Below are 15,395 nucleotides of genomic sequence, written 5' to 3' on the forward strand. Positions count from 1 at the left end.
GTATCCCGGGCAGTGCGCCGGAAAGAAAAAATCCTGACGCGCGTGGAAGGATAACTTTGACTTGATCTTTTTTGATTACTTTTTGGTATCAAAAAAGTAATTGGGGTTTGGGGCAACGCCCCACCACATATAATAAAAACAAGACCCTAGATATTAGACGTTAGATACAAGAATAAAGAACCAAGAGCCAAGAGGGTGAGATAGCAGCAATCAGCTGAAAGATACTAGAATCAAGATTAATAGATCATCAGATTTTCGGATATTCAGATAACCAGATGACCGAACAGGCAGAGCAACCCGCTGAAAGATCCTGAAACGAGTTCAGGAAGACGAGTCTTCAATTGGGATAATCAAGTCCGCCACTTCGCCAATAGGCGAAAAGCTCGGCCTACGAGGGTTTTGAACCAGAAAACAAGGGAAAAGTCGCAGTGTACAGTTACAGTATTCAGTAGTGGTTCCCCAACTTCGCCGAAAGGCGAAAAGTGCGAAGGCCGTCAAAACGCCCGGGTGAGGGTTCGGTTTGACTTGATTTTTCTTTGTTTCGTTTCATCTAATGCTATTGCTTATTTAAGGGCATTATATGGATCTTTCGATTCATCTAAGGAAAAGAAATGAAATGGGGTTTGCGCTGAAACTATTTTCGCCCATCTAACCGGTGGTAAACGGAATTAGCGAAAGCCAAAATACCATATCAGTTGTCACCGCTTGGTTCATGGCTACTGAACTCATTCAATAGAACGCTTTTCGTTTTTCTCAGTCTCTGACCGTTTGCAACGATTGGTCTTCGTTAAACAGTCGTTGAGCAAACGAACAAACGGGTACGATTTTCAATTCATTTTTGCGGGCAAAGGCGATCGCTTCCATCACCAGTTGCTTTCCAAAGCCTTTTCCTTTAAACGGAGCCTCCACACTCGTATGCTCAATAGTGAATTTCGATTCTCCACTCCAGTTGAAAACCAATTCGCCGGCAAATTCATCGGCTTCGTAAATAACAAAACGGCCGGCCTGGCCATCTCCTTCCTGTTCAATCTCTATCATTAGTCTAGTGCTCCTTGATGCTTAAAGCCCCTGACGGGCATTTGGATACCTGGTCGATCAACTCCTGAGTGGTGGCATTTTCAACCTGAATCCATGGTCTTGCTTGTGGGTTGTAAACTTGCGGCAGGGTTTTTACACACACGCCGGAATGAATGCATCGGTCGGCTTTCCATAAAATGGTAATCTCGCCGTTACTGTACTCTTTTGTTTCCATAGTCATCTATTTATCGAATTAACAAACGGGCTGAACGCTGTTGAATAAACTAATTTCAAGAAGTTCTGCGACGAGGATAGCCCGCTTCACCGATTTTCTTTATTGTGGTCTCAATAAGAAGCATTTGCTGTGCTCAATTGTTCACCGGTGCAAGTTAAATGATTCCTGCTTTCGTGTTATCTGTTTGGTGCAGTCGGAAGTCGGCTTGTTATCCGGATGACAGATAACGCCTGCAAGCTTATCCCCATCGTCTATTTTTTAACAATCGTTCGTCGAATCGACTGACCGGCAATCTTACATTCAACGAAATAAACCCCAGGCTCGAAATCAGTTAAATTGATGGAGTTGTTATCTAAAGGTAGCTTTGAGCGAATTAAACTTCCGTGGATATCAAAGATCGTAACTTCATCTACCTTTTGACTTGTTTGAATCGATAAAATACCGGAGGTTGGATTCGGGTACATTGTTAGTTCATTATCCGAATTAAGCTGGTTTACGGCCACATTTATACTGAAATTAGCCGTTATCGATTTCGACGCATCCATTTTTACATAAATCACCGTGTCGGCACTTGTCAGGTCTCCTGTCCATCCGGTAAAGTCGTTCCCCGCTTGTGGGCGTGCAGTGAGCTTCACGTAACGCCCCGGCATAAAAAGCGTTTCGGCTGTAGTGCTAATCACTTCGCCATTGCCGGCTTCACTTACTCCCAATTGGTATATTTTTTCTTTAGGCCACTCCATCACCGAAGCCAGCGAAAGTATGGCGCAATACCCATGCGGATGACTGGATGTTGGCGTACTTACTGCAGATTGCGCAACGTACGAAGAATAGCTGTCTTTAATTCCCATTCCACCAACAAATCCATTTATTACAGGTCGGTTGCCGGAGTCCAGTGTAATTTTTGCCTGCATGCCAGCCCACCCTTTGTCGATCACATCGGTATAGGAGGAGTCGAGATAACCTTTCGTAATGGCTTTTTTAAGCATATACAGAAACATCGCACTGCCCGAAGTCTCGATCCAGTTTGACGACTGATCTCCCCTATCGACCACCTGGTACCAAAGCCCGCTTTCTTCATCCTGTGTTTCCTTTATGCCTTGCGCCAAACCTTGCACGAGGCTTATAAAATCGTTGTACTTTTCATGCTCCGTCGGAAGGTTGTCGAGCATATCAACCAGTGCCATGCAGTACCAACCCATTCCGCGCGACCACACCATGGGCGAACGTCCATGGTCGTCGGCCCACGAAGCAGCCTTGGTTTCGTCCCATCCGTGATAAATCAAATGATTACTGGTGCTGTAAGCATGTTCCGCCAATAATGTAGTTTGAAAGGAGGCCTCATTGGCGGCATACTCCAGGTCATCGAACGCTTTTCCATATACTAGCAAAAAGGGTTCGGCCATGTAAATACCATCGGCCCACATTTGGTTGGGGTATTTTTGCTTGTGCCAATAGCCACCCGACGGATTTCGTGGCTGGGTGTCGAACTCAGCACGAACTTTATCTGCGGCCTTCTTGTATTTTTCTAATCCGGTTTCTTCGTATAAAAACACCAACAGTAATCCCGGGTGTATGTGATCCAGGTTATTGGCACTCGAATCGAAACGAATATTACCATTGGCATCGACATACGAATCGACATATTTTTTCACATAGTCGAGGTAGTCCGGGTTTTGACTGTAATGGTATATTTTCATCATCCCATACAACACAATGCTGTTCGAGTACTCCCAGCCTTTGCCGGTTAAATCGTTAATCGAATTTGGATGCCGATCCATAATGGCATCAGAGAATTCTTCGCCCCAGTTGGTTTCCTGCGCGGGCACTGCTGAGATATATAACGAGCAGAGGATCGTTAAGATAAAAGGTAATTTTTTCATGTTACTGTAATGGTTTGCTTTTAGAGGTATCATATGGAATTCGCTTTAAATAATCATGCTTCTGTGTGTGAATGTTTTTACATGCTCGTTTCATCTGACTGATATCTGTTTTAATCTTCAATAAAGAAACTAAAAAATAGCCTTCTTATAAGCATTAATCTCAACTTGCTAAAAGCGATTTTAAAAAGTGCAATTGGATTCTAGCACACCACAAAGTCCCCTTTAGGGGATTTAGGGGTAAAAAAGCACAACATCCGATTAACACATTTCAAAAACATTTTCCGTTATGGCGCATGAAAGGTTTACCACCATTCAACACCGCTTGATTGCGCCATTTCAAATGCGAATGCCTTTTCCCCCAGGCGTTGCCTGGGGCTATTGTTGTACAACCTTTTCAGGGTAAAGAAAAGAGGAATAGAAATCGCATGGAGCAATCCGCTGAAAGATCCTGAAACGAGTTCAGGATGAGGAGCATTCTATTAGGGCATTTAAACGACCATCAATTTTATCTTACAAGAAGAAGAAGAAGAAGTGATCCCTGAATGATTCGACTACTCAAAATAGCCGGTATACTTCGCGGGCCATTCAGTAATCGATTTGATGCGGATATCTTTGTAAAAGCATTCGGCGGCTTCGCTTTGCAGCTGAATCTTGCCCTTGGTGAGCGGGGTGGTTTTTCCATCAGTCACCACCCGCGAGTGTTGCAGCACCATCACCACCCGGCCATTCACAATGTGCAGGCTTTTATCGCCCAGGGTAATCAGTTCCAACGTGGTCCACTCACCGTCGGGACTTTCATTATTCACACTGCGCAGGCAAAAGCCATCGCGCCCGGTTCCGGAACCAATCGACAAAAAGGGTTGATCGTGTCCGGCTACCGTATTCATCATTCCCTCAGGAAGAAAAGCACGTATGTCAATGGCCGAATTGGCAATGCTCCAGTAGTCACCCATGTGCCCCTCCATCACCTGAAACTCCTGCGACAGCATCCACGAACGCCAGTAGTCAACACCGGCTTTACCAATGGAATGATACAGCAAACCGGAATCTTTCAGTTTGTCCAGTCGGGGTTCATATTTTTTGTCACCCCACTTAATTTGCAGACTGAGATGATAATTTTCAAATTCCTGTTTACTAAAAATGCAGCCATATATTTCGCCACTCACCTGAAGGATGAGTTCGCCATTTTCTTCCAGCATGCTAAAAACACCGGTTTGGTCGTTGTTGTAACCAATTGGTTCAATTGGGTTCCCGTTTTCATCAGTCGGTTGTTTGCCATCGTAGCTATTCTGATGCCGGTAACTCAAGTAGGTATTCCATTGCGACAATTCCTGATCTAAAAGATAAGTCCATTTTTTTTCGGGAGGAGTGAATGATGGGAATACTAAAAAAATTGCCAGTAAAACAGCCAATGGTCTCAGCGGTTGAATTTTCATTACAGTTGATTAAGTTGTTTTCGTACTTTTTTTGAAGGAAGATTAAAGGTAGTTTTTCAAAAATCAAAAAGCAAGTTGATGCACCATGACAATGATGCCCGGTGTTTTCAAGTCTAAAATCACAGGCACGTGCCGGCTTTGTACATCTTCAGCTTACCGCCTGTTGCTGATTTTCTTATTTCTGAATCAGAAAAATGCCTCCAAGCAAAAGTAAGATACCAGCAATGCGGCTTGGAGAGATGTGTTGCACGGTGAGGCCAAATAAGCCAAAATGATCGATCACCGAAGCAGCAATCAGCTGCCCCCCGATAGACGCCGCCAACACGGTACTCACCCCAATCTTAGGAATAAAGAAAATGACTGATGACACAAAGATGGCTCCCAGCATACCGCCGCCAAATAAATACCAAGGAGCCGCTTTTACATGTTCCCAGTCGGGTATTTGTGTTCTGAAAATCAGGTTTAGCCCAACTAAGCAGACAAAACCAACCATAAAATTAACCAATGCTCCTTGCATTGGGTGTTTTAAAAAGGTCGTCAGCTGGGTGTTAATACTTCCCTGGATCGCCAGTAAACAACCTATAAGCAATACGATAATCGTGTAAACTATTTTCATGTTCTTCTAAATTTTCAAGTTGTTTCGAAAGACAAATTTAGACAATGTTTTTGTTGTTGAAATAAGAGCTAAAGTAATTTACGCTTGTATTCGATCTGGATTCACGGAGGTTAAATACCAAGCACGTGCATGCGAAGTACGAACAGTGACAGACCTCCAATAAACAGCCACAATAAAATACCCAGTATAAAACTTCGCAAACCTGCTTTTTTAGCTTCGGCAATAGAAATATTGGAACCAATGAGTAGCAAGGCGATAACCATTCCACGTTTGCCTAGCCAGTTTAAATGCGTGTAAGTGGACTGCCACTGAGGAAGGAAATGAGCCGCTACAATGGCGATAACAAACAAACCAATAAACCAGGGGATGCTGAGTTCCCCTCTTTTCTCGTCTTTATTAAACAGGGCAATGACAATCGAGAGTGGAATGATCCACAGCGCACGGGTGAGTTTAACAGCGGTGGCCACTTCCAGGGCTTTTGCACCGTACGAAGCGCCTGCCCCAACCACCGAGCTGGTATCGTGAATGGCAATGGCCGACCAAAAACCAAAGGTTTCCTGGCTAAGTTGAAAGTAGTGACCAATCATCGGGAAAATCACTAATGCAACGGCATTTAAAATAAAGATGACCACCAACGAAAAGGAAATCTGGTAGTTTTTGGCATGAAGAACAGGAGCAACCGCCGCAATGGCACTTCCTCCGCAAATGGCCGTTCCGGAGGCAATCAACCAGCTTATTTTTGATTCAACACGAAGTAGCTTTCCCAATAATAGTCCCATGCCAATTGTGAGAACAACCGAGCCGGCTGTTAGCAGAAGTCCGGCTTTACTGGCTTGTACGGCCAGCGTGAGGTTCATGCCAAAGCCCATCAGCACAATGGAAGCTTGCAATACCCGCGCAGTTTGCTTATGAATGTTTGGATGTCGTATGCCTACTAAAGATAGTCCGATACCGCCAAGCAAGGCTACCGCTGGAGTTATAAACGGCAAAAAGCAGGTTGCAATCGCTATTCCGTAAATCAGTTGAATGTATTTTGTTTGCTTCATAACCGTAGTTGGCTTGTTTTAACGGTTACAAAGGTGGCGCATTGACATAGTTAAATCAAATACTAAAAACTTATATTCGATAACCAAAGGTTATGATAGCAGGCTGCTTTTATAATCCTTTAAGATAGTCGAAAGAACGTGATGGATAGACTTGAAGTCGTGTTGCAGATTCTAAAATTGGTAATGCATTAGAAAATTCCGAAACAGCTGCTGAGTGCTGTTTTCGGGTCCCTGGCGAATGGCTATGCGCAACTTTCGAGAAATGGTTAGCTCTTTGATGTTGAGGCGGACAATGGTTTTCAGCTGCAATTCTTTATTAATGGCTTTTTCCGATACAAAGGCAATGCCTTCAAAATTGACCAGAAAGTTTTTAATGGCTTCAGTACTTCCCAGGTGGATCAGAATATTGAGTTTGTCCAGTTCAATTTTATGCTTTTTCAGGGCATGCTGAATCACCTCCAGTGTTCCCGAACCTCGTTCGCGCAGCACAATGGGGATCTGTTGTAAATCGGCCAGCGACAAATTTTTCCGCTTGCCGTAAACGCTGTTGATGCCGCTAACGACCACAATTTCATCTTCCAAAAAATCAAGATAGCGAATATTGCTTTGCGAGGAATCGTTTTCAACCAAGGCCAAGTCAATTTCCTGGTTCAGCAGCTTTTGCTCCATGCTGAATGAGTTGCCATTGAACAAGTCGAGCTTGATTTGCGGAAACCGTTGGTGGAACGCGGCCAGCACACTGGGGATCAGGTATTGCGAAATGGTGGAGCTGGCTCCAATGCGGAGTGAGCCTTTGTAATCGTCGTTCAACCGGCTCAGTTCAAACTCCAGCTCGTGGTAGCGTTGCTTAATTTGTTTGAGATGAAGATAGGCCAGCTTACCGGCTTTGGTGAGGTAAACTTTGTTGCCCTTGCGCTCAAACAAGGCACTGTTCAACTTGCTTTCCAGCTCTTTGATGTGCTTGGTTACGGCCGGCTGACTAATAAACAAGGCCTCGGCAGCTTTCGAAAAACTGAGGTTTTCGGCAACAGCTAAAAATACTTCATCCCGATAATCCATTTTTTGTACCCTTTTTATTGGACGCCGAAAGTTATGGTTTTTTCAGGAAGGACACTTGTTGTTCAACAAAAAACGCCACTCTCCAAACGAAGAGTGGCGTTAAAAAAAACTATTATTGAGCAATTAAATAAACAAGTTTAAATTGGATTTTTCTGCTTCTTCCAAATAAGTAGCCACTCCACCAATCTCAACGCCGTCGATCAACTCTTCGGCATTCACGCCCATCACGTCCATCGACATTTGGCAGGCAATCATTCTAACATCATTATCCAAAGCTGTTTTTATCATATCTTCAATGGAGTCGACTCGCTTGGCAAGCATGCGCTTTTTCATCATCATCGACCCCATGCCCATCATATTCATTTTGGAAAGCTTTAGTTTGCCCGCATTTTCAGGCATCATCTTGCCAAACATTTTACCCATCAAGTCTTTATTGATTTTAGGTTTGTCGGCTTTTTTGATGATGTTGAGTCCCCAAAAGGTGAAGAACAGCGTAACCTGTTTTCCCATTGATGCGGCACCATTGGCAATAACCAGAGAAGCTAACGCGCGATCCATATCATCGCTAAAAACCACCATGGTTTTGTTTTTGGGCAGTTTTACCGAAACAGGTGTTCCATTGGTTTGTTGCGGTTGTGCTTCGCCGCCTTTTTCAATGACTGCCGTAATAATTCCTTCGTTCGAATCCAGCGTAACCAGCTTATTGCCCGTCATGTTGCACCACGATTTGACGTCTTTGAAAAATCCCGGATCGCTGGCTTTCTGAATCAGGCGTTCGCCCGGTTTCAAGGCTGCCATTTCTGTTTTTAGCTTGAGTACCGGCCCCGGACATTGCAATCCGCAAGCATCTACTTCAATCGTTTTAACATGGCTGGCCAGTGGCGCAGCGATTGGTGAATTCGTTTCCGGTTTTCCGCGGTAAATATGATCGTCTTTCGCAATGTAGCTTGATTCAAAAATGTCCTCATTACTTTGCTTGCAGGTCGTATGTTCGTAGGTTTTGTAACCACCACTCAGGTTATACACTTCGTTGATACCGTTTTGCATCAAAATACGACAGGCAAAATAGCCGCGAATTCCAACCCCACAGTAAACGATGATTTTTTTATCGCGTGGAACTTCGCTGAGGCGTTCGCGAATTTTATCAACTTCAATATTGATCGAACCTTCGATATGTCCCAAGGCGTGTTCGGCAGGCGTACGTACATCAAGCAGGCAGATTTGGGGCCCATGCAGTTTGCTCACTTCAACCCAGTTGATGTTTTTCATGCGGCCGGTAATGATATTTTCGGCCACGTAACCGGCTTGGTTTACCGGGTCTTTTGCCGACGAATAAGGAGGTGCATAGGCATGTTCAATATCTTGTAGATCGTAAATTGTACCGTTGTTTAAAAGCACGGTTGCGATCAGGTCGATGCGTTTGTCGATGCCTTTATAACCAATCATTTGAGCTCCATAAAGCTTACCCGTTTTTGGGTGAAATAGAATTTTTAAGGTGTATGGCAAAGCTCCGGGATAGTATCCGGCGTGTGACGATCCGTGAATAATATTCGAGGTGTACTCAATGCCTTCACGCTTCAGCGCTTTGGCTGATAATCCGGTTGATGCCGCCGTAATATCGAAAACCTTGGCAATGGCGGTGGCAATAGCACCTCTGTATTTCCGGGTGTTGCCCATGACCAGGTTGTCGGCTACAATGCGTCCTTGTTTGTTGGCCGGTCCGGCTAGGTAGGTATTCACATATTTACCAGTTATCGGGTGTGGAAAAGCAATGGCATCGCCTAAAGCATAAATCGATTCATCTTCAGTTTGAAGGAATTCATTGACTTTTATGCCGCCATTTTCAGCAAGTTCCAAGCCGGCTTCTTTGATCAGTTTTGTTTCGGGGCGCACACCAATTGACAGAATAACCATGTCGGTTTCAATTTGTCGTCCGGATTGAAGCTGTACCGTTAAATGATTGGCCGAACGCGTGAACGAGTTTACACCATCTTTCAGGTAAAATTCGACTTCCTTGGTTTTCAAGTGCTGGTGAACTTCAGCTGCCATTTCGTAGTCGAGTGGCGCCATCACCTGACTGGCCATTTCAACAATCGTAACGTTCATCCCCAGTTTGTGAAGGTTCTCGGCCATTTCTAATCCAATAAAACCGGCACCTACAACGACTGCCCGCTGTGGCTTTTGCTCGTCACAAAATGATTTGATTTTGTCGGTGTCAGCAACATTGCGAAGGGTGAAAATCGATGGATCGTTGATTCCCGAGATTGGGGGTTTTACAGGCTCGGCTCCGGGCGACACAACTAACTTGTCGTAAGCTTCGGTGTAGCTCTCTTTTGTTTGGTGATTGACTACTTCAACCGTCTTTTGCTTACGATTGATTTTGGTGACTTCCTGCAGCACCCGAACGTCAACATTTAAACGGGCCTTGAAGCTTTCTGGAGTTTGAACCAACAGTTTGTCCCGTTCGGCAATTGTTCCTCCAATATAATAAGGCAGGCCACAATTAGCATAGGAAATATTTTGTCCTCGTTCGAACATGATAATCTCTGCATGTTCGTCCAATCTTCGTAAACGGGCAGCAGTGGTTGCACCTCCGGCAACTCCTCCAACTATAATATATTTTGCCATTTTTTTTTGATATGAATTAATTCAATTCTTCGACTAAAAACATCTCCATAAATAGATATGCAAATGTCTACATATTTAAAGTTCACTTGTCTTCTTTTTCCAAAATTCAGGATTGAAATAACATTATCTTAATCTTTCGTCGAAAAGAACATATGTGCTGTTTTTGAAATCGATTTCTATTCTGGTTTTTTCATGGGAAAAATCATGATTCGGATTGACTGTGATAAATACTCCAGATTGATTTGACTCTAATTAATTTGAGTGCGAAACTAAATTTCAAGGTCAATTCATGTATTTTTTGTTCTTTTGTGCAATCAAATTCGATGGAATAATGAAGACTATACTCGGCTATTTACTATCTCCGGTTTATTTATTGATATTCGGACTATCGCTTTTAGTATTTCATCCTATTCAGGTTGTTTGTCGCTGGATTGGAGGTTATCATTTAAGAAAGAAATCAGTAGATGTCCTTAATTTTATTTTGGTTTACGGCTTGGTGGTTATGGGTTCCAGAATTCGGTATCGGGGATTTCACCTGCTGCCTCAGGGGCGTCCATTCATTATCGTGTCAAACCACCAATGCACGATTGATATTCCATCCATTGTATGGGGCTTTCGCAAACATCATCCCAAGTTTGTATCTAAAAAGGAATTAGGAAAAGGAATTCCGAGCATTTCGTATAATCTGAAGCATGGAGGATCTGCCTTGATTGATCGTACGAATGGGCGACAATCCATTGTTGAAATTATGAAACTGGGAAAACACATTGAAAAGGAAAACTATTGTGCCAGCATTTTCCCAGAGGGAACGCGAAGTAAAACCGGCGAGGTAAAGAGTTTTCAGCCCGCTGGTATTGCTTCTTTATTACGTGCAGCACCTTCGGCCTGGATCGTCCCCTATGTCATTGACGGCAATAGCAAGCTGATGGAAAAAGGTTATTTCCCTCTCAACTTTGGAAATAAGCTAACATTCACTGTTCTTCCCCCGATCGATCCTGCAGGGCGTGATATTAAAGAGTTAACTCTGGAGATTGAGCAAAAAATCAAAGCACATCTAGGTCAATAGGACTCGATCGTTAAACAACCAATTAACTAGAAGCACCATCAAGTTTTTACAAAAATGAAACGCGATTATTGTGTCTTTTAAAACACCCGGCTTGTGAAGATTATTTAATACGAGATCGACTTAATGCTTTGTACTGCTTCAAAGAACCAGTTTAACATTTACCTCTTGCACAGGGGCTATTGGTTATAAAAAAACCAAAGAAGCCACCGAAAAACATATTTTGAGCCAATTCACCAATACTGATGTTAGAAGTGGGGTTTTCTTTGCTTAAAAAATAGAGCATTAGTCCTGCTACTGCCCCCAGTCCAATATAAAGCAAGGTTTTTTTTCCATGTTGCGACAATAGTGTCCGTTTTACCCAACTACCTTCAGGCTGAATCTCCAATTTTTTAAATTCCATTTTATCCATGCATGCAAATATATACATATTTGAATTAAAAACTAGCATTGTCAAAATTCCTCCTTTGGAAGGTGGTTTTCGAAGGGTAAGCAAAGGAACTCAATACCGAATAATAAACTCATTAGCCCACTCACAAAAAAACCAACCTTCCCCTTTTAGAAAAGCGCTCAATCTTAACCTCATTTACATCGAGTAGTCTTGCTTATTTGGAAAAGGACTAAAAACAAAAAAAAACCTGAAACTCACTAACTACTCCGTTCTCTCCTGAAATTCACCAACTTTTCGAATAAAAAGATAGATCGCGAGAAGTCCTATCAATATATGAACAGTCAACGTATACATGATGTATTCTGGATGACCGGATGTCTCATAGATTCCCATTAACCAAGTATAAAGTCCACTTAAGACAGCACCGATAAAAGTAGCCAGAAAATTGGTTCCCATATACAGGCCAGCTTTCTCTTTGGGAGCAATCCACATAATATATTCCTGAATTCGTGGTGCGGAAATCATTTCGCCAACAGCAAACAGAAAGACGCCCAGAAAGACCAAGCCACCGGCTATTGTGACCGATAAGCCAAGCACTACAAAACCTGAAGCAGCCACCACCAAACCAAATAAAAATGAAGATATAGCACCGCGTTTCTCAAAAATACGGGAAATAGCCAACTGAAATACAATGATAATATAACCGGTATGCGAAATAGCTTCAGCGTTAATTCGCCAAACTCCACTATCCTGACTCGAAATAAATCGAGTAATGCCTGTTCCTAGCACCATTCGGACAGATTCATATAGAGAGGCGGTATCCAGATAATCGTTAATATAAACAGCCAACACATTGAAAAACGCCCAAAACGGCAACCAAAAAAAGACACCCAACAACACCAGAAAACTCAGAAACTTAATGTCGGATAATGCTTCTCCCATGTCTCTGAACTTCTTTTTTAAGGTGACACCTTCAAGCTCGCGCTCTGGTTCATTGTAAAAAAGCAGCGTAATAATAAACATCAGACCCACCGTAGCTGCAGCAGTATAAAAAACATAGTCCCACGACCAGCCCCTCAGTTTCCCCATAACTATTGGTCCAACCGATGCGCCAAGATTCACCATCTGATAAAAGATGCCAAATCCCAGTGTTTTATTTGTCGAATCTGTCGTTGCTCGAACAGTTGATGAAATCAGTGGTTTAAAAATACCGGCAGCAAATCCAATGGTCAGCATGGTCAGCGCAATTCCGCTGAACGTCTGCGTTAAAATCAGCAATAAAATGGCAGGAAGATATGCCATGTACGAAATAATTAACATCTTCTTAAATCCATATCGATCAGCAAATGTGCCAGAAAATAAGGGTATCAGATACGAAAGTGCCAGAAAAATACTCTGAATGACGCCCAGGTCTCCTTTCGAAAAACCAAGTTCGCCCAAGTAAATACCGAAACTCATATAAATACCATAATACGCAAAACGCTCGAGCACCTCAATAGAGTTGGCCACCCAAAAAACCTTTGGAAATTTTGTACGATTACCCATTACTGATTTTTTTGAAGATTTAATTACCGGTTTAAAATTTCGCACCACAAGTTAATTAAATTTGAAACGTATTGAATTCCTTCAAAGATGATTTTTTTCAGGTTTTACACGTCTAAATCAATCGATCAGCTCAGGATAACTTTTTAACGATCAATCGATCAGGACATGCATTAAGTAATTGGGCTATTGTTTTATTGAATGTGGGATGAATAAACTCCGGTGAAATTTCGACCAGTGGCTGCAAAACAAATCGCCGTTCAGCGATTCGAGGATGAGGGATTTCAAGCTCATCATTTTTAATGATCTGGTCATCGTAAAACAACAAATCCAAATCAATCAACCGAGAGCTGTATTGCCCGGAGTGACGAACACGCCCGAGCTTTTTCTCAATTAGCTGAGTTTGCAAAAGTACTGCTTGCGGATCTAAATCAGTCTCAACAATCACTGCCTGATTCCAGAACAAATCATCGGATTCAAAACCCCAAGGCTCAGTTTCGTAAACTGATGAGTATTTGACAATTGAACCAACCATCGATTCCACCAGTTTCAGCGCCTTTTCGAATACCGCGCGCTTATCACCTAAATTACCCCCTAAAAGCAAAAAAAGCTTTGCCATCTTTTGTACATAAAATGTAACGAATTGTGTAAATTCGTACCTATTCTTAAAAACTACAAAGTTATAAACGACATCTTATAAATCACCACTATGAAAAGTTTTTTAAAATATACCCTGGCAACCATTGTTGGGGTGATGATTGCGGGTATTATCATGACCATCCTTTCCATTGGCATTATATCATCACTGGTTTCGATGGGCGAAAAAACGACAACCGTAAAAGATAAAACGGTATTGATTATTCGTCTGGAAAACGAGATTATCGAACGTGCCAATAACAGTCCATTTAGCGATTTAGACTTGCCCGGGTTTGCAGCAACCAAACAAACAGGTCTCGACGATATTCTTAGTTGTATTGAAAAAGCAAAAACAGATGACAATATCGAAGGAATCTACCTCAACCCGTCAACAATTACGGCAGGGCTTGCAACTGTTGAAGAAATACGCAATGCGCTGATCGACTTCAAAGAAACGGGAAAATTCATTTATGCTTATGGCGAAACCTTCTCGCAAAAAGCCTACTATTTGGCGTCTGCTGCCGATCAGGTTGTCTTAAACCCCAAAGGAATTCTAGAACTAAAAGGGTTAAGTGCGCATCGGATGTTTTATAAAAATGCGCTGGAAAAAATAGGCGTTGAAATGCAAGTCATACGACACGGTAAATTTAAAGCCGCTGTTGAACCGTATTTGCTGGAAAAAATGAGTCCTGAAAACCGTCTGCAAACAGAAAAATACACAAACAGCTTGTGGAACCAAATGTTGATCGATATTTCCGAATCGCGTGGGATTTCCATTGAAAAACTGAACGAACTGGCTGATGGAGTAACAACCTTCCGTGGTGCTGAATACCTCTTGAATGAAGGTTTGGTGGATACGCTGAAATACAAAGACCAGGTAATTGACGATTTAAAACAATTGACCGCAACACGCGAAAGCAAAGATGTCCGCTCAATTGAAATAAAAGCCTATTCAAAAGTCCCCGCACAAACCGATGGTAAAGGATTGGCACGCGATAAAATTGCCATAATTTATGCCAGTGGTGGCATCGACATGCCGGGATCCGGAACTGACGGTATCGATTCTGATAAGTTATCACGAACCATTCGTCAGGCCAGGCGCGACAGCACAATCAAGGCGATTGTCCTTCGCATCAACTCCCCCGGCGGAAGTGCCTATGGTTCTGAAGTTATTTGGCGCGAAGTGAAACTGGCTGCTGAAACCAAACCGGTTATTGCTTCAATGGGCGATGTTGCTGCGTCCGGTGGTTACTACATCGCAGCCGCTGCTGATACCATTCTGGCCGACCGGACAACCATTACCGGCTCCATTGGAATTTTTGGGGTGATTCCAAATATTAACGAGTTAATGACTGACAAACTTGGGATTACGCAAGATGTTGTCAACACCAATGCTCATTCCGATATCTTATCGCTGACCCGACCACTCACTGAGTTTGAAAAAGGATTGATGCAGAACTATATCGAAAAAGGTTATGACATTTTTACCGGTCGTGTTGCCGAAGGGCGTGACATGACCACTCAAGCGGTTGATGAAGTTGGACAAGGACGTGTTTGGGCTGCTCCCGATGCTATCGAAATTGGACTGGTTGATCAATATGGTGGAATAAAAGATGCTATCGAATTGGCCAAACAAAAGGCGGGACTGGATCGCTACCGAATTAAAGCATTGCCAGAACTGAAAGATCCGTTTGAGGAGTGGATCAAAGAAATGTCTGGCTCAGCTCGCATGTGGGTGTTGAAACAAGAAATTGGCGAAGCTTACCCGATTTATCAACGACTACAGGAAATTAAACACACCCGCGGAGTACTGGCACGCATGCCTTACGATATTCGGGTGGACTAA

The 15,395-nt window shown here is 42.9% G+C and carries 13 protein-coding genes; 2 read left to right on the top strand and 11 right to left on the bottom strand.

Features of this window, described 5'->3' with window-relative positions; genetic code table 11:
* Window positions 1-753 precede the first annotated feature (753 nt).
* From ACTB00_RS00005 to ACTB00_RS00040, 8 genes are all read right to left on the bottom strand, one after another.
* On the bottom strand, window positions 754-1,038 hold the full coding sequence (locus ACTB00_RS00005) for a GNAT family N-acetyltransferase (protein WP_463297894.1): 285 nt from the start codon (window positions 1,036-1,038) through the stop codon (window positions 754-756).
* A gap of 4 nt (window positions 1,039-1,042) precedes the next feature.
* Window positions 1,043-1,252, bottom strand: a complete 210-nt coding sequence (locus tag ACTB00_RS00010) for a (4Fe-4S)-binding protein (protein WP_463297895.1) — start codon at window positions 1,250-1,252, stop codon at window positions 1,043-1,045.
* A 251-nt stretch (window positions 1,253-1,503) separates the two neighbouring features.
* Window positions 1,504-3,132 carry a glycoside hydrolase family 88 protein gene (locus ACTB00_RS00015; protein WP_463297896.1) on the bottom strand — a complete coding sequence of 543 codons (1,629 nt, stop codon included), beginning with the start codon at window positions 3,130-3,132 and terminating at the stop codon, window positions 1,504-1,506.
* Window positions 3,133-3,683: 551 nt separating this feature from the next.
* On the bottom strand, window positions 3,684-4,568 hold the full coding sequence (locus ACTB00_RS00020; protein ID WP_463297897.1) for a 3-keto-disaccharide hydrolase: 885 nt from the start codon (window positions 4,566-4,568) through the stop codon (window positions 3,684-3,686).
* Between the two features lie 175 nt (window positions 4,569-4,743).
* A complete protein-coding gene (locus ACTB00_RS00025; RefSeq protein WP_463297898.1) occupies window positions 4,744-5,184 on the bottom strand; it encodes a DMT family transporter in 441 nt (146 codons plus the stop codon).
* A gap of 110 nt (window positions 5,185-5,294) precedes the next feature.
* Window positions 5,295-6,230, bottom strand: coding sequence for a YeiH family protein (locus tag ACTB00_RS00030; protein ID WP_463297899.1), 936 nt, complete (start codon window positions 6,228-6,230; stop codon window positions 5,295-5,297).
* Window positions 6,231-6,401: 171 nt separating this feature from the next.
* Complete coding sequence (locus tag ACTB00_RS00035) at window positions 6,402-7,289, bottom strand: LysR substrate-binding domain-containing protein (protein ID WP_463297900.1); 888 nt, start codon at window positions 7,287-7,289, stop codon at window positions 6,402-6,404.
* A gap of 123 nt (window positions 7,290-7,412) precedes the next feature.
* Window positions 7,413-9,917, bottom strand: a complete 2,505-nt coding sequence (locus ACTB00_RS00040) for a CoA-disulfide reductase (RefSeq protein WP_463297901.1) — start codon at window positions 9,915-9,917, stop codon at window positions 7,413-7,415.
* Window positions 9,918-10,248: 331 nt separating this feature from the next.
* Between ACTB00_RS00040 and ACTB00_RS00045 the strand changes: the two genes are divergently transcribed.
* Window positions 10,249-10,983 (top strand): lysophospholipid acyltransferase family protein, encoded by a 735-nt coding sequence (locus tag ACTB00_RS00045; protein WP_463297902.1) that lies wholly within the window; start codon window positions 10,249-10,251, stop codon window positions 10,981-10,983.
* A gap of 151 nt (window positions 10,984-11,134) precedes the next feature.
* Here the strand turns inward: ACTB00_RS00045 and ACTB00_RS00050 are convergent, their stop codons facing one another.
* From ACTB00_RS00050 to folK, 3 genes are all read right to left on the bottom strand, one after another.
* Window positions 11,135-11,392, bottom strand: a complete 258-nt coding sequence (locus ACTB00_RS00050; RefSeq protein WP_463297903.1) for a hypothetical protein — start codon at window positions 11,390-11,392, stop codon at window positions 11,135-11,137.
* A 240-nt stretch (window positions 11,393-11,632) separates the two neighbouring features.
* Entirely contained in the window at window positions 11,633-12,916 is a 1,284-nt protein-coding gene (locus ACTB00_RS00055; protein WP_463297904.1) for an MFS transporter, read from the bottom strand.
* 130 nt (window positions 12,917-13,046) lie between these two features.
* Window positions 13,047-13,532 (bottom strand): 2-amino-4-hydroxy-6-hydroxymethyldihydropteridine diphosphokinase, encoded by a 486-nt coding sequence (gene folK, locus ACTB00_RS00060; protein ID WP_463297905.1) that lies wholly within the window; start codon window positions 13,530-13,532, stop codon window positions 13,047-13,049.
* Window positions 13,533-13,622: 90 nt separating this feature from the next.
* Between folK and sppA the strand changes: the two genes are divergently transcribed.
* Window positions 13,623-15,395 carry a signal peptide peptidase SppA gene (gene sppA, locus ACTB00_RS00065; RefSeq protein WP_463297906.1) on the top strand — a complete coding sequence of 591 codons (1,773 nt, stop codon included), beginning with the start codon at window positions 13,623-13,625 and terminating at the stop codon, window positions 15,393-15,395.

It is taken from the genome of Sunxiuqinia sp. (assembly GCF_055140945.1).